20 protein-coding genes and 1 pseudogene are annotated in these 24872 nt (G+C 44.5%); 5 read left to right on the forward strand and 16 right to left on the reverse strand.

The annotated features are described in order from the left end of the window. The first annotated feature begins 35 nt into the window (after positions 1-35). Positions 36-1907 (forward strand): oligoendopeptidase F, encoded by a 1872-nt coding sequence (pepF, locus tag QSJ37_RS03330; RefSeq protein ID WP_285753689.1) that lies wholly within the window; start codon positions 36-38, stop codon positions 1905-1907. An 81-nt stretch (positions 1908-1988) separates the two neighbouring features. Here the strand turns inward: pepF and QSJ37_RS03335 are convergent, their stop codons facing one another. From QSJ37_RS03335 to QSJ37_RS03385, 11 genes and pseudogenes are all read right to left on the reverse strand, one after another. Continuing rightward, the gene (locus QSJ37_RS03335; RefSeq protein WP_285753691.1) at positions 1989-2429 is read right to left on the reverse strand and encodes a hypothetical protein; all 441 of its coding nucleotides are present in this window, start codon (positions 2427-2429) and stop codon (positions 1989-1991) included. 207 nt (positions 2430-2636) lie between these two features. Continuing rightward, a complete protein-coding gene (locus tag QSJ37_RS03340; protein ID WP_285753693.1) occupies positions 2637-4112 on the reverse strand; it encodes a nicotinate phosphoribosyltransferase in 1476 nt (491 codons plus the stop codon). Between the two features lie 58 nt (positions 4113-4170). Next, a complete protein-coding gene (locus QSJ37_RS03345) occupies positions 4171-4722 on the reverse strand; it encodes a cysteine hydrolase family protein (protein WP_285753694.1) in 552 nt (183 codons plus the stop codon). A gap of 487 nt (positions 4723-5209) precedes the next feature. Further along, positions 5210-5593 (reverse strand): hypothetical protein, encoded by a 384-nt coding sequence (locus QSJ37_RS03350; protein WP_089097558.1) that lies wholly within the window; start codon positions 5591-5593, stop codon positions 5210-5212. Then, positions 5580-5708, reverse strand: coding sequence for a hypothetical protein (locus QSJ37_RS03355; RefSeq protein ID WP_285753697.1), 129 nt, complete (start codon positions 5706-5708; stop codon positions 5580-5582). The genes QSJ37_RS03350 and QSJ37_RS03355 overlap by 14 nt, the downstream gene beginning before the upstream one ends. Continuing rightward, positions 5708-5968: pseudogene (locus QSJ37_RS03360) on the reverse strand (WXG100 family type VII secretion target); the annotation flags it as partial. The gene QSJ37_RS03355 and the pseudogene QSJ37_RS03360, both read right to left, overlap by 1 nt. Continuing rightward, positions 5965-6279: a DUF5082 domain-containing protein gene (locus QSJ37_RS03365; protein WP_285753699.1), complete on the reverse strand. Its 315-nt coding sequence runs from the start codon at positions 6277-6279 to the stop codon at positions 5965-5967. The pseudogene QSJ37_RS03360 and the gene QSJ37_RS03365, both read right to left, overlap by 4 nt. Positions 6280-6623: 344 nt before the next feature. After that, positions 6624-7382, reverse strand: coding sequence for a membrane protein insertase YidC (gene yidC / locus QSJ37_RS03370; RefSeq protein ID WP_285753701.1), 759 nt, complete (start codon positions 7380-7382; stop codon positions 6624-6626). Between the two features lie 22 nt (positions 7383-7404). Beyond that, on the reverse strand, positions 7405-7683 hold the full coding sequence (locus tag QSJ37_RS03375) for a hypothetical protein (protein ID WP_285753702.1): 279 nt from the start codon (positions 7681-7683) through the stop codon (positions 7405-7407). Positions 7684-7803: 120 nt separating this feature from the next. Next, positions 7804-11985 (reverse strand): bacteriocin-processing peptidase family protein, encoded by a 4182-nt coding sequence (locus tag QSJ37_RS03380; RefSeq protein ID WP_285753704.1) that lies wholly within the window; start codon positions 11983-11985, stop codon positions 7804-7806. Positions 11986-12255: 270 nt separating this feature from the next. After that, positions 12256-12762, reverse strand: a complete 507-nt coding sequence (locus QSJ37_RS03385; protein WP_285753705.1) for a metal-dependent hydrolase — start codon at positions 12760-12762, stop codon at positions 12256-12258. Positions 12763-12944: 182 nt separating this feature from the next. On the opposite strand from QSJ37_RS03385, the gene QSJ37_RS03390 reads away from it, so the two are divergent. Genes QSJ37_RS03390 through narI form a run of 4 tightly spaced genes read left to right on the forward strand, consistent with a single transcriptional unit; the run spans position 12945 to position 19361 of the window. After that, positions 12945-16628: a nitrate reductase subunit alpha gene (locus QSJ37_RS03390; RefSeq protein ID WP_285753707.1), complete on the forward strand. Its 3684-nt coding sequence runs from the start codon at positions 12945-12947 to the stop codon at positions 16626-16628. Further along, entirely contained in the window at positions 16618-18090 is a 1473-nt protein-coding gene (gene narH / locus QSJ37_RS03395; protein WP_285753708.1) for a nitrate reductase subunit beta, read from the forward strand. The genes QSJ37_RS03390 and narH overlap by 11 nt, the downstream gene beginning before the upstream one ends. 16 nt (positions 18091-18106) lie before the next feature. Then, entirely contained in the window at positions 18107-18655 is a 549-nt protein-coding gene (gene narJ / locus QSJ37_RS03400) for a nitrate reductase molybdenum cofactor assembly chaperone (RefSeq protein WP_285754744.1), read from the forward strand. Position 18656: 1 nt separating this feature from the next. Beyond that, on the forward strand, positions 18657-19361 hold the full coding sequence (narI, locus tag QSJ37_RS03405) for a respiratory nitrate reductase subunit gamma (protein WP_285753710.1): 705 nt from the start codon (positions 18657-18659) through the stop codon (positions 19359-19361). A 75-nt stretch (positions 19362-19436) separates the two neighbouring features. On the opposite strand, the gene QSJ37_RS03410 is transcribed toward narI, so the two are convergent. From QSJ37_RS03410 to QSJ37_RS03430, 5 genes are all read right to left on the reverse strand, one after another. Continuing rightward, entirely contained in the window at positions 19437-19970 is a 534-nt protein-coding gene (locus tag QSJ37_RS03410; RefSeq protein ID WP_285753712.1) for a hemerythrin domain-containing protein, read from the reverse strand. 133 nt (positions 19971-20103) lie between these two features. Continuing rightward, a complete protein-coding gene (locus tag QSJ37_RS03415) occupies positions 20104-22398 on the reverse strand; it encodes a thiamine pyrophosphate-dependent enzyme (RefSeq protein WP_285753714.1) in 2295 nt (764 codons plus the stop codon). After that, positions 22398-23411 (reverse strand): 2-oxoacid:acceptor oxidoreductase family protein, encoded by a 1014-nt coding sequence (locus QSJ37_RS03420; protein ID WP_285753716.1) that lies wholly within the window; start codon positions 23409-23411, stop codon positions 22398-22400. Before QSJ37_RS03420 ends, QSJ37_RS03415 begins: the two co-directional genes overlap by 1 nt. Before the next feature lie 249 nt (positions 23412-23660). Continuing rightward, positions 23661-24455 carry a uroporphyrinogen-III synthase gene (locus QSJ37_RS03425; protein WP_285753718.1) on the reverse strand — a complete coding sequence of 265 codons (795 nt, stop codon included), beginning with the start codon at positions 24453-24455 and terminating at the stop codon, positions 23661-23663. Positions 24456-24572: 117 nt separating this feature from the next. Beyond that, positions 24573-24818 carry a hypothetical protein gene (locus QSJ37_RS03430; RefSeq protein ID WP_285753720.1) on the reverse strand — a complete coding sequence of 82 codons (246 nt, stop codon included), beginning with the start codon at positions 24816-24818 and terminating at the stop codon, positions 24573-24575. Positions 24819-24872 lie beyond the last annotated feature (54 nt).

The raw sequence follows: 24872 nt of genomic DNA on the forward strand, positions 1-24872 counted from the left end.
CGTAACAACGGAAAAAACAGGAAAGGAAGAGGACGATGATGAAAAAACGATCGTATGTATGGCTTATCGTAATGCTGCTGCTCGTTCCGCTTCGAACTGATGCGGAAGAAACGAAAATCGACGCAAAATACGAATGGAATCTAGCTGACATTTATTCATCAGAAACAGAGTTTCACCGCGACTATCAAGCGGTCGTCGCCGCGTTGCCGAAACTGTCCGCCTATGAAGGAAAGCTTGCACGCGCTTCCAACGTCGCCAAACTATTTGCCCTTAATGAAAGGATAGCACGAAAGCTTGAAAAATTGTCGCTTTATGCTCACTTAAAACAAGATTTAAATATTGAAGACGAAACCGCCGCCCGCCTGAAAGCAAAAGTGGAAATACTTATTTCCGACTATGCGGCCAAAAAGGCGTTTATCGAGCCGGAACTGCTGTCGCTTTCCGAGCGGACGCTTGCCAAGCTGCAAAAAAGCAAGCCGCTTAAGCCGTACCGCTATTATTTTGAAGAACTGCGCGAACGGAAAAAGCATACTCTTTCCAAAAAGGAAGAACAGCTACTCGCCAAGCTCTCTCCAATCATGAGCGATCCGGAAAACATTTATAACAATGCCGCGCGCGGCGATTATAACCCGCCTTCTGTGCGCACGCCGGACGGAAAAACGGTTTCGCTGACGGATGAAAACTATACAAAAGCGCTTGAACACCCGGATCGCGACTATCGCAAGCGGGCGTTTCAAACGCGTTTTCGAAGCTATGAAGCGATCGAAAACACATCCGCTGCCACGTTATACGCATCTGTGAAAGCGGACGAACTGTACGCGAAAGCGCGAAAATATAAATCCGGCCTCGATGCGGCACTAACGGCCGATGATGTGCCAAAACAAGTGTTTACCAATCTCATTTCTACCATCAATACTCATTTGCCGTCACTGCATCGCTATGTCGAACTGCGCAAAAAGGCGCTCGGCGTCGACCGTGTCCACACTTACGATATGTCTGTGCCGCTCGTTGACGAGACCATCGCGAAAAAAATGAAGTTTCCGTTCGAAACGGCGCAAGCGCTCATCCTTGAGGGACTGAAACCGCTCGGAGACGACTACATCCAAAACGTGCGGCGCGCTTTCGAACAGCGCTGGCTTGACGTCTATCCGCGTCCGAAAAAATATACGGGCGGCTATAATACGGGAGCGTACGACACCCATCCGTTTATTTTGCTCAACTACGACGGGTCGCTCGATGGCGTGCTGACGGTCGCCCACGAAATCGGGCATGCGATGAATTCCGTTTACACAAACAAAACGCAGCCGTACCATTATTCCGGCCAATCGATTTTTACCGCGGAAGTCGCTTCAACCGCAAACGAATGGCTGATGATGGATTATTTCCTAAAACAAGCAAAAACGGACGAAGAGAAGCTGTATTTACTCAACCAGCAAATCGATCAAATTCGCGGTACGTTATATACGCAAGTAATGTATTCCGAATTCGAACAAGCGATTCACGACAAAGTGCGGCAAGGCGGGAGCTTAACCGCAGCCGAGCTGAACAAACTTTGGCTTCGCCTGTTGAAAAAATATTACGGTCCCGCCTACGCAGCCGATCCGGAAGCCGCGCGCGGTTGGCTGCGCATCCCGCATTTTTATGACGCGTTTTACGTCTATAAATACGCCACCTCGCTCGCCGCTTCTTTCGAGCTTGTCAAACAAATGAAAGCGGATGAAACCGGAGAGGCGACTAAACGCTATTTGCAGTTTTTGCGCTCCGGCACATCGGATGACCCAATTCGTCTCCTACAAAAAGCGGGAGTGGATATGACATTCTCGAGACCAATCGAGGACCTGCTTTCTTATTTCGATTCGCTCGTCCGCGAAATGGAACAGCTGTTGAAAAAACAAGGAAGACTGTAACCGGAAATAAGTCTGGCTCCAAAAGGTTATTTTCCGAGCCTTTTCGAGCCAGCGCTTTTTGATCCAATCGACAAACAACATTTATTTTACTTTAATTCGGAAAACATAGCTTCCGTCTCCTTGTTTCCAGCTCGCCATAAGATGATAAACATACATCCCGCTTCCACTTGGCGCAGTAATTTTTTTGCCGATCATCTTTACATTTATTTCTTTTCCTTCATTCATCCTTCGCTTTGCTGATAAAAAAACAGGTTCTTTTTCAAAATGTATTGCTATTTTTGAATGAGGAGCGACCTCAACCGGTTCGTGTACGTCTCCTACTTTCGCTGGAGGCGCATATGCCCAATCGACACATTTTGCCGAGAAAAATGTTTTCCAGCAGTAAGAGCCTTGTGCAACCGGAATTTTTTTGCCTGCCGCCGATATGTCTGGCACCGGAGGTTTGGAGCTGGCAGTCGCAAAAAAGTATGCTCCTAAACTGCATAAACTTGTGATCATCAATATGGCGAAAAATTTTTTCATGGCCGCCACTCTCCCTTTATGCCATTTACTTATTAGACGGCGTTTCCCAAAAGATGTTACAACTCATAAGCAAAGCACATAAAATTCCCCTATATCTTGTAAGCTCATCATTTGCATCTGTGGATATTTCCTCCAATCATTACCGATAAGCCAAAAAAGATCACCGCATGTAGTCTTGCGGTGATCTTTCATCATGCCTATCGAAAATTAATGCTCCGTATCTCCCATCTTTTCAATCTTCTCTTTCACTTTCCGAATGTTCTCCATTTTGTTATCCCAACATGCTTGGCTTAAATCGACGGGATATTGCTCGGGATTCATCGTCCGCTTGTATTCATCCCAAAGCAATTTTAAATTTTCTTTCGTGAATTGTTGAATTTCTTTTAGCGGAGGAGAAGTATATACGAGTTTTCCATCTTGGAAAATGGTATGATGCAAATCTCGCGCTTCAAAATTTGTCACAAATTTACTAATAAATGTATAAACAGGATGGAACATTTTCAGCCGTTCCTCTTTTTGCGGATTTTCGCTTTCAAGCGCAATATAGTCTCCTTCCGCTTTTTTGTTGATTTTATTAATAATGCGGTACACCCGTTTCAACCCAGGAGTTGTCACCTTTTCCGGGTTGCCGCTGATTTTAATCGTATCGACCATGTTCCCGTTTTCATCTTCAATAGCGACTAATTTGTAGACAGCTCCTAAAGCTGGCTGGTCGTAAGCGGTAATTAATTTCGTGCCGATTCCCCATACATCGATTTTCGCCCCTTGGGATTTTAAATTAAGAATCGTTTCCTCATCTAAGTCGCTCGAAGCAAAAATTTTCGCATCTTTAAACCCAGCTTCATCTAACATTTTTCGTGCTTCTTTTGATAAATACGCTAAATCGCCGCTATCGATGCGTATGCCAATAAAATTAATTTGATCGCCTAGTTCTTTGGCCACTCTAATAGCATTTGGCACGCCTGATTTTAATGTGTCATACGTATCTACGAGAAACACGCAATCTTTATGGCGGCGCGCATATTTGTGGAATGCGACATATTCGTCTTGATATGCCTGAACCAACGCATGAGCGTGCGTGCCAACAACCGGGATGCCAAAAAGTTTTCCTGCACGCACGTTAGAAGTCGCTTCAAAGCCGCCAATGTAAGCGGCGCGCGCTCCCCACAGTGCAGCGTCCATTTCGTGCGCCCGGCGGCTGCCGAACTCCATCGCCATTTGATCGCCAAGGATTTGTTTAATTCGGGAAGCTTTCGTCGCAATTAATGTTTGAAAGTTGATAATGTTTAAAATCGCTGTTTCGATTAATTGCGCTTCAATTAATGGAGCTTCGACGCGAAGAATCGGTTCATTGCCAAAGACTAACTCCCCTTCTCTCATCGAGCGCAACGTGCCTGTAAAACGAACGGTTTTCAAATATTCCAAAAAATCGTCCCGATACCCTAATTCCGAGCGCAAATAGTCAATATCGCTTTCTGTAAACCGGAAATTTTGCAAATATTGAATAACCCTTTCTAAGCCCGCAAACACCGCGTATCCGTTTCCAAAAGGAAGTTTTCGAAAAAACACTTCAAATACGGCTTTGCGCTGATGAATACCGTCTTCCCAGTATGTTTCTGCCATGTTGATTTGATACAAATCCGTATGAAGAGTAAAACTATCATCTGTATATTTTTGATGCATTGCATTACCTCCAAAAACTAGTCAGTTTTAATCCGCTTGTCCAACACCAACACTTATTTTATTCCACTACTTCCGCACCTAACGATTGTTTGAAATGATTGAGCGCCCAGTCGTGCCCGGCCGGATTGAAACTCGCAACCGCTTTTTTATGTACGACGATGCGAAATCCTTTGTTATACGCGTCGACCGCTGTATGAAGCACGCATATGTCGGTGCAGCAGCCTACCAAATGAACTTCTGTAATTCCTCGTTCCCTCAGTTTAATTTCTAAATCCGTGCCCGCAAATGCGCTGTATCTCGTTTTATCCATCCAATATACGTTATCTTTATGCTTATTCGCCTGATAAACCGCTTCCAACTCTCCGTATAGCTTCCGGCCTTCTGTGCCTTCGATATTATGCGGCGGAAACAGTTTCGCTTCTGGATGATACGTGTCGCCGGCTTTGTGGAGATCGATCGCAAATACGACATAATCGCCATTTTCGATAAACTCTTTCGTAATCCGCACAAGCTCTGATTCGATTTGCTGCCCGGGCTTTCCGCAAGTAAGCGCGCCGTGATCGGCAATGAAATCAATCGTATAATCGATGTTTATCAATGCTTTTTTCATACGCAGCTCCCCCATTATCCGAATTTTCACGTGCGAATAATGCGCAAGATTATGCTCTAAGACGCGGCATATGTTGGCGCAGAGACACTTTCTTTAGCAGTATATCATTCTTAGTGTCGAATAAACGCGATTTAAATTTTCAACTAATACAAATACAATTATATATCAATATTCTTAGAAAAATCGATATTTCTGCCTTGAGTTCACGAGTTTAGGGGTTTTTTTCGAACAAATCGCTTTGTTATGATGAAGTTTGTCTATCTTTCACTAAGTTCAGACCATTTCCCCTCTCATTTCATAAAGGAGTGTCTGTGCAATGTCAATATGACGACGGATGCGTAGCGCAGTTTCAAAGAATGGACAGAATGAAAAAATAAGCCCGAATTTACATTCTCTTATAAACACGCTTTATTTTGCACAGCGATTAGTCTTAAAATAAAAAAACTTGAAAGGCTTGTAGCCAATCAAGGTAATTAAGGTTTATCACTCACTTTTTTTCGTATACGGTAATAAATAATTCTCCATCATCTTCTTCAAACACTTCCACGACTATATTCCGTTCCGGGAATCGATCTTTCAAACTAAGTGTCCAAAATACTTTCAGAACATTACCTAAAACCTTTATTTGTTCTTCTATATCCTCCTTTTCGTCAACATTAATATGAAAAAAGTCTCTAACTTGGTACAGATTCATCATTTTTTCGATACATACTTTATCGTTTTGACAATCTTCTTTCCATAATTCAAAAATTTCTCTTGAAAACTTATCCTTTAATATTAGACATCCCTCTACTTCAAGAACGTCCGGATAAAAAAACTTCGCAAATGCAAGTGCAGTTTTTAAATCCGATTTAACATTAACATTTTCCATTCTTATCTCTTACTATTTCTGTTGAATTAGGTACGCCATATTCTTTCGGTTTATTTCTACTTTTTCCCTTCCCCTTTCCAACTACTTTATCCCCAGTATTGCCAACGATATTCATTCCGCCTGGCGCATTACCGCGGCTGTTCGATAAAGCAGTTCCTCCGCTTCATTCAGCTTTTCTTCATATCGCTGGAGCCAATGAAAAAGTTCGTCTTTGAGCTCATTGATGGCATCAGAGCCAACTCCGGGAATCTCCATCACTAAAGAGGGAAGTTCCCAGGAAAGCGTGGTCCGCGCGCGCTGACAGGCGTCTTCCGCATCGGAGACATGCTTTGCTACTGCTTCCAGATCTTCCGGCTGAACTCGAATCGCAGTCATTGCAGCACCTCTATCTTTCGCTCTATTCGGGCGATTTCCCTGCTTATTTCATAAAGAAGATCGTCTTCGGTCACATCAATATGTGCCTCGATTTGTCGCAAGTCCCCGTATACCAATTCATACGTTTCCCTCGACTCTCCCCGCCAATATGGGACATACTCATCATTCGCACGGTAAAAGGAATGAGAACCATGATGAGATTCCTCGATCGCTTCTTCAACCTGCCCCTGATCGAACTGAAAGCAATCGATCATCGTCTCGTAGATCCTGCGTTTCACTTCTTTTTCGATGAATTCCAATAAAGACGACACCTCTTTTTCCTCCCCCCATTTACACACTATTTAAATCGTAATAAAAGGAAAATAAGAATAAATCATGATATATCCTATTTTTCCAGATGACGATAGGGACTTTTTCCTTATCTATTATTCTGCTATGCTAAACTGTCAAAATTCCTTCGAAAATTGCCTTGTTTATGAAACAAGCTTTTTCATGCGGGGAACGATGGCGGTAAAGAGGATGATCAGAAAACCAAAACAAAAAATAGAAAAATACAGAAGAAAAGGTAATAATATATAGATAGCATCAATACGTGTAAGGCGATAGACCAAACAAAAACCCGCCGCCTTCCTTAGGTGGAAAGCGGCGGATCTGTTTATCCTGACCGTCCATTTTCTGCGGCTTTGACCGCTTTTAGTTGCGTGCGTAGAATCAATGATTGAATGATCGAGAAGCAGCCGCCGACAACCCAGTACAAAGATAATGCGGACGGAACGGAGTTTGCTCCGATAAAAATCATAATTGGCATGATATACGACATCATCGCCATTTGCGGCATTTGTTGTTCCGTCATTGATGGCGACAACCGCACTGAGATGAATGTCGTGAGGCTTGCTAAAATCGGCAAAATGAAGTAAGGATCGCGATGGCCGAGCTGCACCCACAAAAACGAATGGAGCTTAATTTCTTGGGTGCGTGAAATTGCGTAATAGAGCGCCATAAAAATCGGCATTTGAATAAACACCGGCAAGCAGCCGCTCGCAGGATGGATGCCATGTTTTTGATACAGCTGCATCATTTCCTGCTGGAGTTTTCGTTGTGTCTCGATATCGTTGCCTTTATATTTCTCTTGGAGCTTTTGCAATTCCGGGCGAAGCTTTTGCATCGCAATTGTTGTGTTAAATTGCTTCAAGATAAGCGGCAGCAAACAAAAACGAACGATTAACGTTAACACAATGATGGCAATCCCATAGTTATCTCCAAATAGATGCCCAAGCATTAAAAGCAATTTCGACATTGGGTAAACAAAATAATGATCCCAAATTCCTTGGCTATGTTCGTCAATCGGCGCGTTGCGATTGCATCCGCTTAATAAAACAACCATTCCTAGTAATGTAAAAATCCATTTTTTCATAAGAGACCTCCTTATTGTTTCATCAATGTGCGAAGAATAAAAGAGGTCTCCTTCCTTCTTCATCGGATTGATAGGAATGTTCCCGTACAGGAATTTTCCGCTTTTGCGGCGTGAAAATCCGGCGAAGAGGGATCATGGCACGCGTAAAATATACATGATCTTTTTCCCGCTCTGCACGCGCAAGTGTAACGTCATATAAAAAAGCTTTCGTTTGCCGGTATTCGGTGATATAACATCGCATCACGACAAGCAGTGCGCTGACAAGCGACACATACGTCAGCAAATCAAAGGGGGCTTCCACTCTCCCACCTCTTTTCTATCGGGAAAACTTTCTCGTACTTAACCATAGCAAATTCCACCGAGAAAGAAAAGAAAAATATTCATTCAAATGATGCCAACTTTTCACAAGATTTTTTTCGACTTATGGCCGCGTGAAGGACGCAAACAATTTCTCTTCTTTTGCCAATTCTGAAAAATAACCAGTTTCATCTTCGCCAAGGATATACGCTAGTTCGGCTTCCGCTTCTTGCATTCGTCCGAGTTTGGCCAAATAACACGCCCGTTGGTAATGCGCCGATAAATCCACTTCATCGAAACGAAGCCATTCTTCCACTACCGAAAGCGCCTTTTCTGTTTGCCCACGTTCGTCATATGCCCGCGCCAACTCACTCATCATCTCTGGGTCGTTCGGATGATGGCAAAGACCGTTCGCAAGCACATGAATCGCTTCGTCATAGCGCTGCTTGTCATTATACAGTGTTCCTAACGCCAAAATACTGCGATATAGCAGCGGATCGGTTTCGATTAATGAAAGAAAGATACGCTCCGCTTCCTCTTCCTGTCCATCATTGAGAAGCAATAACGCCTTTAACTCCAGCATCGACAAATCGTTTGGTTGCTCCTCCAAAAGCCGCTCGATCCACTCTTTTGCTTCTTTTCTTAACTTGCTGCTGTCCGCATTGACTAGCAACGTGACAAGCTTTCGAGCGACTCCCGTATTCCATTCGTATTTTAGCGCTTTACGAAGCGTTTTCATCGCATCGTCGAGCAATTCCCCCGCTTCGTAAAACTCAGCAAGGCGCTCATACGCTTCCATGTTGCCGCGGTCTAGGCGAATCGCTGTTTCATATAAATCGATGACGGAAGCAGCCGAGAAAAACTGTTTCGTCCATGCCTTTGCTCGTGTCCATATTCGTTTTGCGAGCGAACCTTCCTCTTCCTGACGCTGTGCGTTCATAACATACGAGGAAAGAGAAGAAGCGACATACATGTACACCAAACTTTTATCGTTGTTTTCCAGCTTCCATTTACGCAGCCGTTCGCTAATCTGCACTAATCCTTTGATAGTATGCAAAAATGCTTGAATATACGTGTCATATAATTCTTCATTGCGGACATCTTGTTCGATGAGCCGTTCGATAATGGCTATGGCTTCGTTTATCTTTCCTTCCTTTATTAATACTTTCGCATAATGGTGCAGCAACTCCGCATGATCGGAATCGATGCGAAGCGCTTGTTCAACTGCTTCTTTTTCTTTAGTAAGCTCACCGAGCATTCCGTATACGTAGCCAAGGCTGTCATAATACCAAATATCTCCTGCTTGGGCGCGTGCGGCTTCTATCGTCTCGATTAGCGAGGTGGGATTGTCAAACAATCGAACGGCATTCTCTACATGGACGTGAAGCGGATCGTGCTCAAGCGCTTTTTTCAAATGAAACCGCTGCTTGTCCGCATTTTCTTCGATTTCATAAAGAACGGCTAACCGCAGATGAGCAACCGTAAACGTCTCGTCTATCGCGAGACACGCTTCGTAATATCGTTTTGCTTCATCAAACCGTTCCAACGTACGATACGTTTCGGCAAGACGATAGAGTGGAAACGTGCTTTTGCGAACCTCGCTCGCTCGTTCGTATAAACGGATGGCGTTGGCAAACAAGCCCATTTGTTCATAGAGTACACCGAGATAACAAAGCGCGTTGATATCGGTTGGACGCTCGACTACTAACTTTTGCAGAAAGGCAATTCCCCGTTCGACAAGGGAATAGTCAATCAGTCGTTCGATATAAAATTCGTACGCTTCGGCCGCATCAAATTGCGCAAACCGCAGCCCGTCTTCTAGAAACGAAAACGTAACGTCTCGGTCCTCCGATGCCGCTACTAATCCATTTGTAAAGAGTATTTTCCCCGCGTTTAATAAAAACTCGCTATTTTGGGCAAAGAGTTGTTTTTTCTCAAACAAATACTGCTTTGCTTTATCACCCTGCCCGTTTTGCACCCACACGTACGCCATGCCGAGATGGGCAAATACATCTGTCTCGTCCTGTGCGAGCGCTTTTTTATATTGCGCTTCCGCTTTTTCTATCTGCTCTTGTTCCATATACCAGTCGCCGAGACGGACGTATAAGATGGACGCATGTCCGGCTTTTTCGATTCCTTCTAATAAAATGGCTTCGGCTTTTTCCGGACAATCTAATTGTCCTTCATATAAATCAGCTAACGCCAAATACGGATACGGCTCCTGTTCTTCGAGTGCTTTGGCAATGAGAAAACCGCGCTCCGCTTTGCGAGTTTTCCCCAACTTTTCGTCGCATCTTGCCCGTTCATACCATAAATGCGCTTCGCGTTTGTGACGGCGCAACAACTGATCAAAAAAGGCTCGCGCCTCCTGAAACTGTTCCGTGTGGAATAAAATGATGCCGTGATTGGTGCAAACAAATGGGCCATCAGGCTGTAGGGATAAAGCGATTTTCGATAATTCAACTCCTTTCGCTTCATTTCCGTAATACGTTTCACTAAGTGCCATATAACTCCATACATCTGGCTGGTCAGGGTCAAGCTGAAGGGAAGAACGGAAATGTCTGCTTGCTTCTTTGTACCGGCTTTCGTAAAACGCAATCCGTCCCCGCAAATAGTGGTAGAGCGGACTGCGGTCTTTTCCTTTCACCCGCGCCAGCACCGCTTCGGCACGTTCGATTTCTTTCACATACACATACGCTTTCGCTGCTACAAGCAGCAAATCATTGATATCGCCGTATTGGGCAAGCACCCGCTCGGTATAGTCGAGAAGCAGCTCTTTTGCTTCTTCCGTGCCAAAATGTTTGACGACATACAGCCATGTATACGGAATATGGCCATGTTCGCGCAAAAAAGCGAGAAACGGCGCCATATACGCTTGCTCATCTTCATCCATTTTTTCGGCGAAGGCATGAAGCTGACGGAAATATTGATCTTCCGCTTCCGGCAGCGATATAGCGATCGCTTCTTTTTCCCGGGGAATCGCAACAATCGACAAATAATGTGTTCCCGCATACCATTTTTCGACTTCATCATAAGCAACAACCAATGGCTCAAGCATGTTTGGGTCTTGCACATAGAACGCCCCAAGGCGCTCATCATAGCCAAACAACACTTGAACGTGAGACGAATGCTCGTAATCGACGCTTAACAACACCGGAAGCCCTTCATCGATCAACCGTTTCCACCGCTCCGCAGAGCCAATGAAAAATCGGCACCAAAATCCAAGCGTTTCCAAATAATGAACGGTCGTCGATAATTTTGAGCCGCGCACATCGAAAATATGCTCGGCGATTTCATCTTGTGTAAGCGGTTTGCCCAACAAATAAAGCATCATTTCTAAACTCGCGGGCACGCAATAATTATGCTTTTGCACAACAGGCACAATCGGTAACATCACCTGGGCACCGGAGGCGCGTTCAAACACGCTAGCGTATGGCGAAGAAGCCAATGATTTCTCCGTCTGAACGAGCGCTGCAAGCTCGTCCATTTTGCCGAGCTTATAGTACATTTGCGCGCGCGCATGTGCAAAATAGCGGCGGTGTACATGATAAGGAGCTAGCCGATCAACCTCGTCCATCGCTGCCAATGCTGCCTCGTACTCATGCAAATCTCGCAAACGCCGCGCTTTTTCCACATATAATGCGGGAACTTGTGGAAACCGTTCGATGCCACGTTCCACGATTTCAAGCGCTTTTTGGTGCTGCCCGTTTAACGCGTATAAATCCGCAAGCAGCAAATGGCACATATCGCCGCGTTCCCATTCCGCTAGCCCTTTTCGCAACACTTCTTCCGCTTTGTCACGATCGCCGGCTTCTATGTAAAAGTATCCCCACTTATCATACATCGGCAATGTTTCATACTGCTCGACCACTTGCATCCATTCACGAGCTTCTTCGATCCGTCTCATTTCAAGCAACGCTCGTACGAGAGTAAAAGCGGCGCGCGCCACATGTTCCCGGTTTTCCTCACTTACTTCGATCGCTTCCAACCGCGGCCGCAGTGCTTCCTCGATATCGAGCGGTCTTCGTTCTTCGAGCCACTCATCACATACCCACGTTAACGTTTGCAATGTGGAAAAACGGCGGTGGGCGTAGCGCGCAAGCACCGCGCTATGGCGATACATTAATGCGTAATCAAATAGACGAATTAAATGATAAAACGGTTCTACCGTTTCAAACGAACGCAGCTGTGTTCTCCAATAAAAAAACAAGCGCTTTTCTGTTTCCGCAAGCACCGGCTTGATTTCATTCAATGCCTTCATGATACGTTTTTCTTTGATATATGTGGCGATTCGTTCTATATTCATGTGCGAAACCCCTTTACTTTTCTTCTTTCAAAATATCACGTAGCATAATGTTTTGCCATACAATCCCGCTTTGTGGACAAACATAATATATAACACTAATGTAAAACGGATTTATAATTGAACTCTATAGATTTATAGATAAAAGAACAAAAATGATGAATTTTATTTTTTAACAAAAAAGATTTGCCCGGCACTCGCCGAAACAAATCTTTTCATTCGATCAATTATTTTTTGTAATTCGCCGCAGACAAACTTTTTTCCTTTTTTTTCTCATCGAAATAAAGCAAGAGAACGCCACCATTCGAAAAACAGCTGTTCTTTTGCGCCTATATAGACAAGCAAGGCAAACGCCGCGTAAAAGAGCGCTTTTTCGATGAAATTGCCTGTGCGATAGATGGGAATTTTAAATCGCTTTAAAGTGAACGGCCAAAAGAGCGGCACACCTTGGACAGAGAAAAAGTCTTCGAGAATATGAAACAAATAGCCGAGCACAAAACCGGCGGCAAATAACGAAGACGATTCCCACATCATAACAAGAGCGATGATTCCCCATACAACAAGCGAATGGGTCATGCCGCGATGGCCAAACGCTTCTTTTACTTTATTGGATACCCCCATTGAGCGCCGTCCAACGTACGACTTCGGTTCATCAATGTCGGGAAGTAAGCTGCCGACGACAATTCCCGCCGTATAGCTTACACTAAACGAAAGTGATGTATGCGCAGCGACCGCTGCCCCAAAACATAATGACGTAACAATATGACTATGATACCTCAATGCGACCTCCTCATTATGTAAAACTTTTTCTCTATTATAACACAAGAAAAGAATGTTTGTTCGTTTTCGATCACCATTTGACAGATTTGTGACAAACGCACCAATTGTGACAAAGTTAACATCCCTTTATTTTCATTATGGCTATAGTAAAATTACACAAATTGATGAAGGAGTGAAACAAAATGAAACGAAAACGATCTCCGTTATTGAATCGTTTCAAATATATGAAACCGATCGAACGATATGCTAATGACCATAGTGAGGTAACCTACGGCGACCGCGATTGGGAAAATGTTTACCGCCGCCGTTGGCAGCATGATAAAGTCGTCCGTTCCACCCATGGAGTCAACTGCACTGGCTCATGTAGCTGGAACATTTACGTAAAAGACGGAATCGTCACATGGGAAGGACAACAAATTGATTATCCGTCAACCGGACCGGATATGCCTGATTTTGAACCACGCGGTTGTCCTCGCGGCGCAAGCTTTTCTTGGTACATTTACAGCCCGCTCCGCGTGAAATATCCATACGTGCGCGGCGTGTTGATGGATATGTGGCGGGAAGCGTTACAAGAGCATAAAAATCCGCTTGACGCTTGGAAAAGCATCGTCGAAAATCCGGAAAAAGCAAAACGGTATAAACAAGCGCGCGGAAAGGGAGGATTTGTCCGCGTCAGCTGGGATGAAGCGTTAACGCTTGTCGCTACATCACTATTATATACTGTTATCAAATACGGTCCGGACCGCAATGTTGGTTTTTCGCCAATTCCAGCGATGTCGATGGTCAGCCATGCGGCCGGTTCACGCTTTATGCAGCTGATAGGCGGACCGATGCTTAGCTTTTACGACTGGTATGCGGACCTGCCGCCTGCATCGCCGCAAATTTGGGGCGACCAAACCGACGTTCCGGAATCGAGTGACTGGTATAACTCCGGCTACATTATTACATGGGGGTCCAATGTACCGCTCACCCGGACGCCAGACGCCCACTTTTTAGCGGAAGTTCGCTACCGCGGTACAAAAGTCGTGTCAATCAGCCCAGACTATGCCGAATCGACAAAGTTTGCCGATGATTGGCTCAGCGTGAAACCAGGAACAGATGGCGCGCTCGCCATGGCCATGGGCCATGTCATTTTAAAAGAATATTACGTCGATCGGCAAGTTCCTTACTTCCAGCAATATGCCAAAACATACACCGATTTTCCGTTCGTCGTCACTTTGAAAAAAGATGGCAACAAATGGGTGGCCGACCGCTTCTTGCAGGCAAAAGATCTCGGCCGCAACGTCACCAACGCCGAATGGAAGCCGGTCGTTTACGATGAAAATAAAAAAACATTTACGATTCCGCATGGAACAATCGGTTCGCGCTGGGACGATCAAGGAAAATGGAATTTACATATGGTGGATGAAGAAACGGAACAGCCGATTGAACCTTGTCTATCGTTTTTAGGGAGCGAAGATGAGCTCGTTACGATTCATATTCCGTACTTTACTAATGAAGGAAGGGAAACGATTGAACGCGTCGTCCCGGCAAAAAAAATACAAACCGAAAATGGCGAAACGTATGTAACGACCGTCTATGATCTTGTCCTTGCCAATTACGGCGTCGACCGCGGGATTGGTGGAAACGTCGCCCGTACGTACAATGATCTTGTTCCATTCACGCCAGCATGGCAAGAAACGATTACCGGCGTCAAACGCGAGCTAGCGATTAAAATCGCGCGCGAGTTCGCGCAAAACGCGATTGACACCAACGGCCGCTCAATGATTATTGTCGGCGCTGGCATTAACCATTGGTTCCACTCCGATGCGATTTACCGCGCCGTATTAAATCTTGTCTTGTTCGTCGGCGCGCAAGGAGTCAACGGCGGCGGATGGGCGCACTACGTCGGACAAGAAAAACTGCGTCCGGCAGAAGGATGGCAAACGATTATGACAGCGCGCGATTGGACGATGCCGCCAAAATTGCAAAATGGTACATCGTTCTTCTACTTTGCGACTGACCAATGGCGCTATGAAGAAATACCAGTCGATGAACTTGTTTCTCCGCTTGTGAAAAAAGCACGTTATTCACATTATGCTGATTATAACGTTCTTGCAGCACGGCTTGGCTGGCTGCCTTCTTATCCGACATTTAACAAAAACGGCATTGACTTGTATGAAGAAGCCGTTGCCGCCGGCGCTTCGACACCGGAACAAATCGCGCAATATGTCGCTCGACAATTAAAAGAAAAAACACTGCGATTTGCGATTGAAGATCCGGATCATGAAGCCAACTTCCCAAGAAATTTAATCGTTTGGCGCGCAAACTTAATTTCTAGCTCGGGCAAAGGCCATGAGTATTTCTTAAAACATTTGCTAGGCACCACACACGGATTGATGAACGATGATCAAGACAGTTTGCGTCCGCAAGAAATCACGTGGCGCGAACAAGCACCGGAAGGAAAGCTCGATTTATTAATCAACTTAGATTTTCGCATGGCGGGAACGGCGCTATATTCCGATATCGTTCTTCCTGCTGCAACATGGTACGAAAAACACGACTTAAGCAGCACGGATATGCATCCGTTTGTTCATCCATTTAATCCAGCGATTTCCTCGCCGTGGGAAGCACGCTCAGACTGGGATATTTTCAAGTCATTAGCAAAAGCCGTTTCTGATGTCGCAAAACAAATCGGCATGAAGCCGGTCAAAGAAGTGGTGGCGACTCCTCTTCTTCATGACACGGCGCAAGAATTGTCACAGCCTTTCGGCAAAGTACGTGACTGGAGTAAAGGCGAGTGCGAACCAATCCCAGGAAAAACGATGCCGAACATTCATGTCGTCGAGCGCGACTATACACTTATTTACGATAAAATGATCTCCCTTGGACCGAACGTGGCCAAACAACCAATGGGCACAAAAGGCATTGCTTGGTCGGTCAAAGAGGAGTACGAAAAATTGAAAAAGACGTTAGGCACGATCAAACGCTCGTCGATTGCCGCCGGCTGCCCAGATATTAGCGATGCGAAAAATGCGGCGGAAGCGATCCTCGCGCTATCATCGACAACAAACGGAAAAGTTGCGGTCAAAGCATGGGAAGCGCTCGAGAAAAAGACGAACTTGTCGCTTGTCGATTTAGCGAAAGAACGTGAAGAAGAATGCTTTACGTTCGAGCAAATTACCGCACAGCCAAAAACAGTCATCACTTCACCGGCGTTTAGCGGCTCAGAAAAAGGCGGAAGACGTTATTCACCGTTTACGACGAACGTCGAACGGCTCATTCCTTGGCGGACATTGACAGGACGTCAGTCGTATTACTTGGATCACGAATTAATGCATGAATTTGGCGAAGCAATGGCAACGTTTAAACCAATCTTGCAGCATCGCCCATTTTCGAAAAAACGTCCGGACGTCAAAGGAAAAGAAATCGTTCTGAATTATTTAACACCACATAACAAATGGTCGATTCACAGCATGTACTTTGATGCGCTGCCAATGCTTACGCTGTTCCGCGGCGGTCCGACCGTCTGGATCAACAAAGATGATGCCGAAGAAGCCGGCATTCGCGATAACGACTGGATTGAATGCTTCAACCGCAACGGCGTCGTTGTCGCACGCGCTGTTGTCTCTCACCGTTTGCCGCGCGGTATGGCATTTATGCACCACGCCCAGGACCGACACATTAACGTTCCTGGTACGAAACTGACAAACAACCGCGGAGGCACGCACAACAGCCCGACACGCATTCATATGAAACCGACCCATATGATTGGTGGGTATGCGCAATTAAGCTACGGATTTAACTATTACGGTCCAACTGGAAACCAACGCGACTTGTATGTCATTATTCGCAAATTAGAGGAGGTCGATTGGCTTGAAGATTAAAGCGCAAGTCGGCATGGTTATGAATTTAGATAAATGCATCGGCTGCCATACGTGCAGCGTCACTTGCAAAAATACGTGGACAAATCGTCCCGGTGCAGAATATATGTATTTCAACAACGTCGAAACAAAACCAGGGATCGGTTATCCGAAACAGTGGGAAGATCAAGACAAATATAAAGGCGGCTGGGAGCTCAAAAACGGGGAACTCCAGTTGAAATCCGGCTCGAAAGCAACCCGTCTGCTTAACTTGTTTTACAACCCATACCAGCCAACGATTGATGATTATTATGAACCGTGGAATTACGATTACGAAACATTGACCACTAGCCCCGAAAAACACCATCAGCCGGTTGCTCGCCCGAAATCGGCGATCACCGGCGAGTTTATGGAACTATCTTGGGGGCCAAACTGGGAAGACGACCTTGCCGGCGCCCATATTACCGGATTGAGAGATCCAAACGTTGTCAAAATGGAGCAGTCGATTCAAGCGGAGTTCGAAAACGTCTTTATGATGTATTTGCCGCGTATTTGCGAACATTGCATCAATCCATCGTGCGTCTCGAGCTGCCCGTCAGGAGCGATGTATAAACGCGACGAGGATGGCATCGTCCTCGTTGACCAAAACGCATGCCGCGCCTGGCGTTATTGCGTAACGAGCTGTCCATATAAAAAAGTATATTTCAACTGGCAAACAAATAAAGCGGAAAAATGCACGCTCTGCTTCCCACGCATTGAAGCGGGCATGCCGACGATCTGCGCGGAAACGTGTGTCGGCCGCATTCGTTACATCGGCGTCATGCTTTACGATGCCGACAAAGTGAAAGAAGCGGCGAGCGTAGAAGACGAAAAAGAGTTGTATCATGCACAGCTTGGCATTTTCCTCGATCCGCACGATCCGGAAGTGATCGCAAAAGCAAAAGAAGAAGGTATTCCGGATGAATGGATCGAAGCGGCGCAGCGTTCGCCGATTTATAAAATGATTGTCGATTGGAAAATCGCGCTTCCGCTTCACCCGGAATACCGCACATTGCCAATGGTATGGTACATTCCGCCATTAAGCCCGATTATGAACATGTTTGAAGGAAAAGGAAGCAAAGCGAATGCGGAAGACATTTTCCCAGCGATTGATGAAATGCGCATCCCAATTCAATATTTAGCAAATTTATTAACAGCTGGAGATGAAACACACATCCGTATTACGTTGAAAAAAATGGCGGCGATGCGTTCCTATATGCGCGCGCGTCAAACAAACAAACAACCCGATATCAGCATGATAGAAGAGCTCGATTTAAGCGAACAAGATATCGAAGACATGTACCGTTTATTAGCGATCGCCAAATATAAAGACCGCTTCGTGATTCCGGCATCCCATCGCGAAGAAGTCGCCGAATTATACGCGGAACAAGGAAGCTGCGGTTTATCATTTGCCGGCGGTCCAGGTGCTTGCGGCACGCTCTCTTAATACGAGGTGATAAATGATGGATCAAGAACAAATGCAAACCGTGTTTTTATGCATATCCCATTTATTGTCATATCCTGATGAAGAATGGGCAAACTTGCTAGATGACTGCCTAGAAGCAATCCATACTGTACAAAATGATGCAATCGTCAATAATATCTCGACTTTTATTCATCACATACAAACAATCCCTGCTCAGCAGCGCATGGAACAATATGTCGAAACGTTCGATTTCGGCAAAAAAACAAATTTGTATGTTACCTATATGAATACAGGCGAGCAGCGCGAGCGCGGTTTGGAGCTTTTGCAACTAAAACAGCGTTATAAAGCGGCCGGTTTTGATACGACCGACCAAGAACTCCCTGATTATTTGCCGCTAATGCTTGAGTTTGCCGCCTACGCGGAACAACAATATGTTGTTCCGCTCTTTGAAACATATGCAAACAATATCGATGAAATCCGAAAACAGCTCGCAGCCATTGAAAGTCCTTATACCGCTATTTTCGACGCTATTTTCCTGGCGTTCGAAGAACTTGGTGTGAAGCCAATCCCGAAAGGAAGTGTGTGATATGTTGGAACAATTTCTTTGGGTCATTTTGCCTTACATTGTCCTAACGATTTTTATCGGCGGCCATATTTGGCGTTATCAATACGATCAGTTTGGCTGGACGTCCAAATCAAGCGAAGTATTGGAAAAAAAGCAGTTGCGCCTCGGCAGCCTTCTTTTCCATTGGGGAATTTTATTTGTTTTTATCGGACATGTCATGGGAATTCTGATTCCTGAAGCCGTTTACGAAACGATGGGCATTTCGGAAGAAGCATACCACCTCATCGCCCTTGCTGGCGGTATTCCGGCAGGATTGGCTGCTCTGACCGGACTAATCATTCTGATCCGCCGCCGCATAGCAGTAAAACGCGTTAGAGTAACAAGCAGCCGTGGAGATTGGATCGCTCTCCTTTTCCTCGCGATTGTCATCCTAACCGGATTTTCTTCTACGCTGCTTAATATCGATTCTAACGGCTTTGACTACCGAACAACAATCGGTCCATGGTTCCGCGGCATCCTAATGTTCCAGCCAAATCCAGCTTATATGGAACAAGTGCCAATCTGGTTTCAAATTCATATTATCGCAGCATTAGGCATTTTTGCCGTTTGGCCATTTACAAGATTGGTGCACGTGTTTAGCTTGCCGCTCCGTTATCTTAAACGAAACTATGTCGTTTATCGTAAACGCATGCCTAAGCAAACGGAACAACTAAACAACATTCATTAATATGCTTCCCCCTTTCGCATAAATAGAAAAACGGGATACTCCTATTTTTATGAGGAGATATCCCGTTTTTTTTTTCTATATTTTGCTTATTTTTTCGGACAGCTCTTCTTTTTCTTCATCCGAGAATAGCCGCTCAGCCATCGGGAATAACACATTTTCTTCTTTCATAAAGTGTTCCGACAAAATGTGATATGCTTGGTTAACCATATCGGCAAGCTCCATGGCGCTTTCCCGATCGACCGCTTCTGGAAGCTCCGCTGTTTTTGTTAAAAAAGATGCGATTCGTTGTTTCGCTTGTTCGTGTTCATACTCCATGACCGCAATCGGACCGGATGTTCTTCCGATATATCGAGCCATCATTGGAAACAACACACCTTCTTCCCGCTCTGAGTGCGGATCTAACTCATAAATAAATGCTAGAACATTTTTCCGTAATGCAAGCAAGCGTTCTTTCCAATTTTGCACTTCATCATTGTTGCCAATAGTCTGTGCCAGTTCAAAAAGATCATGCATTTGTTCACGCAATAGCTCATGCTCCTGCTTTAAACGCTCTAAACCTGAACATAACTCCACTTCTTCGTGCCCGACCATATGACAAAATGAATGCATTATCCATTCCCTCCTATTGTTTCTTTGTCATGATTGTACCTTGTTTTTCGCAAACACGTTGTGAGCGATATCACACCCCAATATAAAGAAACAATCACACAAGAAAACCTCCTGCGTGATTGTTCCGCATTTTTTATAAATCCGGATGTTCATGCTTTGCTTTTAGTATGCGCCATCTTCGCTCAACTTCTTCTTCCAGTTCCATCAAAAGATCTCGGTTTTCTTCTTTTAATAAATGTTTCGCTTTTCCCATATATTTTAGCCATTCGCTTAACGGAATGCGCCGATTTTTTTCTTCCGGATCATACGTAATAGTTGTTTTTCCACGTTCTACTTCATATAGCGGGAAGAAACAAGAATCTACCGCCGCTTTCAAAATTTGTTCTCCGTATCGTTCTTCCGATTTCCAGTTTAGCGGGCATGTAATAAGCAGCTTGCCGTATACCGTTCCTTCATGCTGGGCATACCATTGCGCTTTCGCCGCTTTTTTCACTAAATCTTGCGGAAACGCTTCTGCTCCCGTAAACACGTAAGGGATGTTCGTCGCCGCCATAATTTGCGGCGTGTCTTTATGATGAAACGCCTTTCCGCGCTGCGTTTTTCCAACTCCCGTCGTGCTTGTCATATGTCCCATCGGTGTTGAATAGGACATTTGGGAGCCGGTGTTCATATATCCTTCATTATCATACTCGATAATAATTAATTTGTGGTTGCGCAGGGCAGTTCCGATGGCGGATCCCATTCCGATGTCCATGCCGCCGTCGCCTGTGACCATCACAAATGTCACATCATCAGAAACATTGAGTTCTCCGCGGCGTTTCATTTCGAAAAATGCTTCCACCATTCCTGACAAGGTTGCCGCCCCGTTTTGGAATAAGTTATGGACCATCGTTTGTTTATGCGAGCTATATGGATAAGCAGTCGTTACAACGTAAGCACACCCAGTCTGGAATAAGACGACAACATCGCCTTCAATTCCTTTAAAAAATAGCTCTAACCCTGGGAAAATTCCACATCCTGGACAAGCGCCATGCCCCGGAGCAAGTCGTTTCGGTTTCGCCGTTAATGCACGAAGTGGAGGGATTTTTACTTTTAGCCGCTTCGTTTCTTCATCTTGAGTAACTTGAATTAATCCCGTTTTAAACGAATCTCCATGCATTGGCTCGATTACTGGCTTTTGCCGCTTTTCAGGGCGGCCCGGCACATGTCCAAAATAATCAAACGGCTTTTCTGCGTATCCTTTTTCCATTGCCTCGATCGCCATTTGGAAAAACGCTTCCGCATCTTCCGCATAAAAATCTTTCCCACCAACGCCAAACACGCGGCTTAACACGATCGTTTTATTTTCTTTATCCTCTTTTAAAGCTGATTTCACTTCATGTGTCATGTTCGGCCCATGTGCTCCGTACGAATCCGCCCGTTCTCCGATAAGAAGTGCTTTAACATGTTTTAATGCTTTGCGAATTTCTTCGACTGGAAATGGACGAATAATATTCGGGCTGATGACTCCCGCTTTAATGCCTTTTGCCCGCAACTTGTCAACGACATCTTTTGCCGTTTCTGCCGCTGAGTTTAGTAAAAATAACGCTACTTCCGCGTCTTCCATTTTATATAAATCGAGTACCGGATATTCGCGGCCTGATAACACAGCATACTCGCGCGCTACTTGCTTGAACACCTCTCCTGCACGGTATAAAGCTTCTGATTGCTGATAGTTATTATTGATTAAATCATCCCCGTTCATATGAGCTCCGATGGTAATCGGCTTTTTCGGGTCGGACGCATTTGGGAAATTCGTTGGCCGTTCACCAATAAAGGATTGTACGACGCTTCGGTCTTTAAAATATTGTACTTTTCGTTTTTGATGTGATGTGAAAAAGCCGTCATACGCGACGATGACAGGCAGACGGACATCGGCATGCTCAGCAATTTTCAACGCCATAATATTCATGTCATATACCGCCTGTGGAGTGCGGGCGAGCAAAATAACCCATCCAGTATTTAAGGCAAAATAAAGATCAGAATGATCGCCACGAATATCGAGCGGGCCGCTGATCGAGCGAGTAACTAAATTCAACACCATTGGAAAACGCGTCCCAGACTGTACCGGCAACTGCTCAAGCATGTACATTAAACCGTTTGCACTCGTTGCATTTAACACACGTGCCCCCATGATGGACGCTCCATAACAAATACCGGCAGAACCGTGTTCTCCATCGGCTGGTATGAGTTCAATCGTATGCTCTCCTCGTAATTTCATCTGATCTAATAGCTGAGCAATTTCTGTAGACGGTGTAATTGGAAAATACCCCATAATATGATAGTTAATTTGCGCAGCCGCAAGCGCCGCCATTTCATTCCCCGATTCAAACGCTGTCACTTGTTCTGCTTTTGTTGTCATTCCTACTTTTTCTTCTAACATTGCCATCAGTTTGTCCCCCCTGCTACGAATGGGAATTTATGTTTCACCATATGTTGATCAGCAAACCCAAGTGTTTCTCTCTCAACACTTAACGCATCTGTCGGACATGCTTCGACGCATTTTAAACAGCCTTTACAATATTGGTAATCGATACCTTTTAAGAACATTTGTTTTCGGCCTTTTTTATCTAAGCCTTCTTCCCAAACGAAACAAAAATCAGGGCAAACATTATCACAGGCCACACAATGAATACATTTTTCCGCTTCCCATTTCGGCAAAAATCCTTGACGCGACCCACTTAAATCTTTGAAAATACTATTTCCGTTAGCAACAATGATTCCACCTATTTCTTGTGTTTCATATCCTAAAAGCGGCTCAGGGCGAGAAAATGCTTTTCCACGAACATTTTCCGATACTTCATATGTTTGAAAACGAACTTCATGATATCCTCGTTCAAATGTACGAATATTCTGTTCTACTAGATGTGGATATTTTTTTGAAAACGTTTTTCGAATTACTTCTTTCATCGCGTTAGGATCAAGAAAATCACAAACACGGAATAAGGCCCCGAGCATGGCTGTATTTACCCTTGTTTTTTCCTCTACAGCAATCCCAAGTGCATCTACGACAGCGAGCGTCCCATATTCCAAACGTAAATCGCGTCTAATATCTGCAAAATCTCTTGTCGAATTAACAACAACAATTCCATCAGGCACTAAACCACTTACAACATCAACCGTTTTATAAAGCGCTTCATGAAATATCCCGATGACATGCGGTTCTTCAATCGGGCTATGGGCGCGAATCTCTACATCTGGCTCACAAAAACGTATAAAGCTTTTCACAGGAGTGCCTTTTTTCTCTGAGCCGTATGTCGAAAAGTTCGACCCATTTAAACCATGTCCCAGCACTCCTGCTTCAGCGAGCATTTTTCCTGCTAAATTAGCGCCAAGTCCTCCAATCGACTCAAGACGTATTTCAAAAAAACCTAAGTCATTTGTTTTTGGTAAAATTGACATGTAACCCCTCCCATAGTTAACAATAGTAACTTATATCTCCTATATTTTACTAGAGAAACAATAAAAGAGATGTGATTAAAATCATACACTCAGATTTTTATTAATAGTACACATATGGATACAATCCAACACCCCTATAATTAATAGGATTAAAATAAACCTATCAATTATATAACAGATATTTATATGTATTATAACAGAATAAACATAAAAACACCTAGGGAACAATATCCCTAAGTGTTTTTAACATTAGTGTTCAAAATATTGCGATAACGTAACAATCATTGCGCCCATTCGTTCTAGCTCCGGAGCAACAACGCGGACAATCCCCTCTTCATAAAGCGCTTCAGCCGTAACTTTTCCGACCGCACACGCAATAACATGTTCGTTAAATGATTGCCGGAACCACTCAATATCTTTTTGTTCTTTTACAAATGAAAATAAAAAACGAACTTGCGCCTCCGTCGTAAAACAAACAGCATCTACTTTTCGGTGAATCACTTCCTCGTACAGCTTTTCGAGCACTTCGGGATCTGGGGCAACATGGCGATACGGAAGCAGCTCGGTATATATCGCATGATTTTCTTCCAAAAACTCCTTTAATGTCGGAGACGTGGTTCCGTGCAATTGGACAATCACTTTTTTTCCCGCAAAGGAATATTCATTAAGTGAGCGAATAAGTCCCTTTGTTGTTCCATCATCACTGGCAGCAACAGGAGCAACTCCAATTTTCTTTAATGCCGCAGCCGTCTTATACCCCCGAACCGCTACGTTCGCATGCTGAATCGTTTTCAGCCATTCCTCTTTTACTTTCCCTCTCTCTGCCGCTTCTAGTAACGTTTCCACTCCTATGCCTGTTGTAAAAATAAACCAGTCCGGGCGCATTGCAATAACAGCACGAATTTCATCTTCCAGCTCCCCTTCCTTTGAAAATAATATCCCTTGCGCCGGGCGCACGATCGCTATTCCACCTTGTTTTTCAATGAGTGTTGTCATTTCTTCTAATTTTCTTGACGCGCATAAGACGATGCGTTTGCCACGCATGTTTCCTCCCCCTCTCGCAATATGAATTACCTTCATTTTAAGGTAACGTCTTTCCGCTCTGCAATACATAAAAGGGAGCGTCCTCTTTTTTAATGAGTCCGCTCCCTTCCTTTTCACTTAATACATATGTACAACTTGTTCTTCTCTTATATCAAACGATCCATAAATTCGGGTCGGTTCAATGGAAATGACCTTATCTAAAGAAATATTGATAAGCGTCATTTTCCGATTATATGCAAACAACTTATGGACATCTTTATAAAGTTTGACAGGCAAAAACGTAGCCTCTCCTTGATCAGTTTTAATTTTTACCGGCTGTTTTTCCTCAATCCAAATCATTAACTGCTTATATGACTCCCGCATAATAGGAAAATCCCCCTTTCATTAACCATTATAAAAATAAACCGCGGGAGAAAG

Origin of the sequence: Parageobacillus sp. G301 (assembly GCF_030268025.1) — a bacterium.
GTDB classification, from domain to species: Bacteria; Bacillota; Bacilli; order Bacillales; family Anoxybacillaceae; genus Parageobacillus_B; species Parageobacillus_B toebii.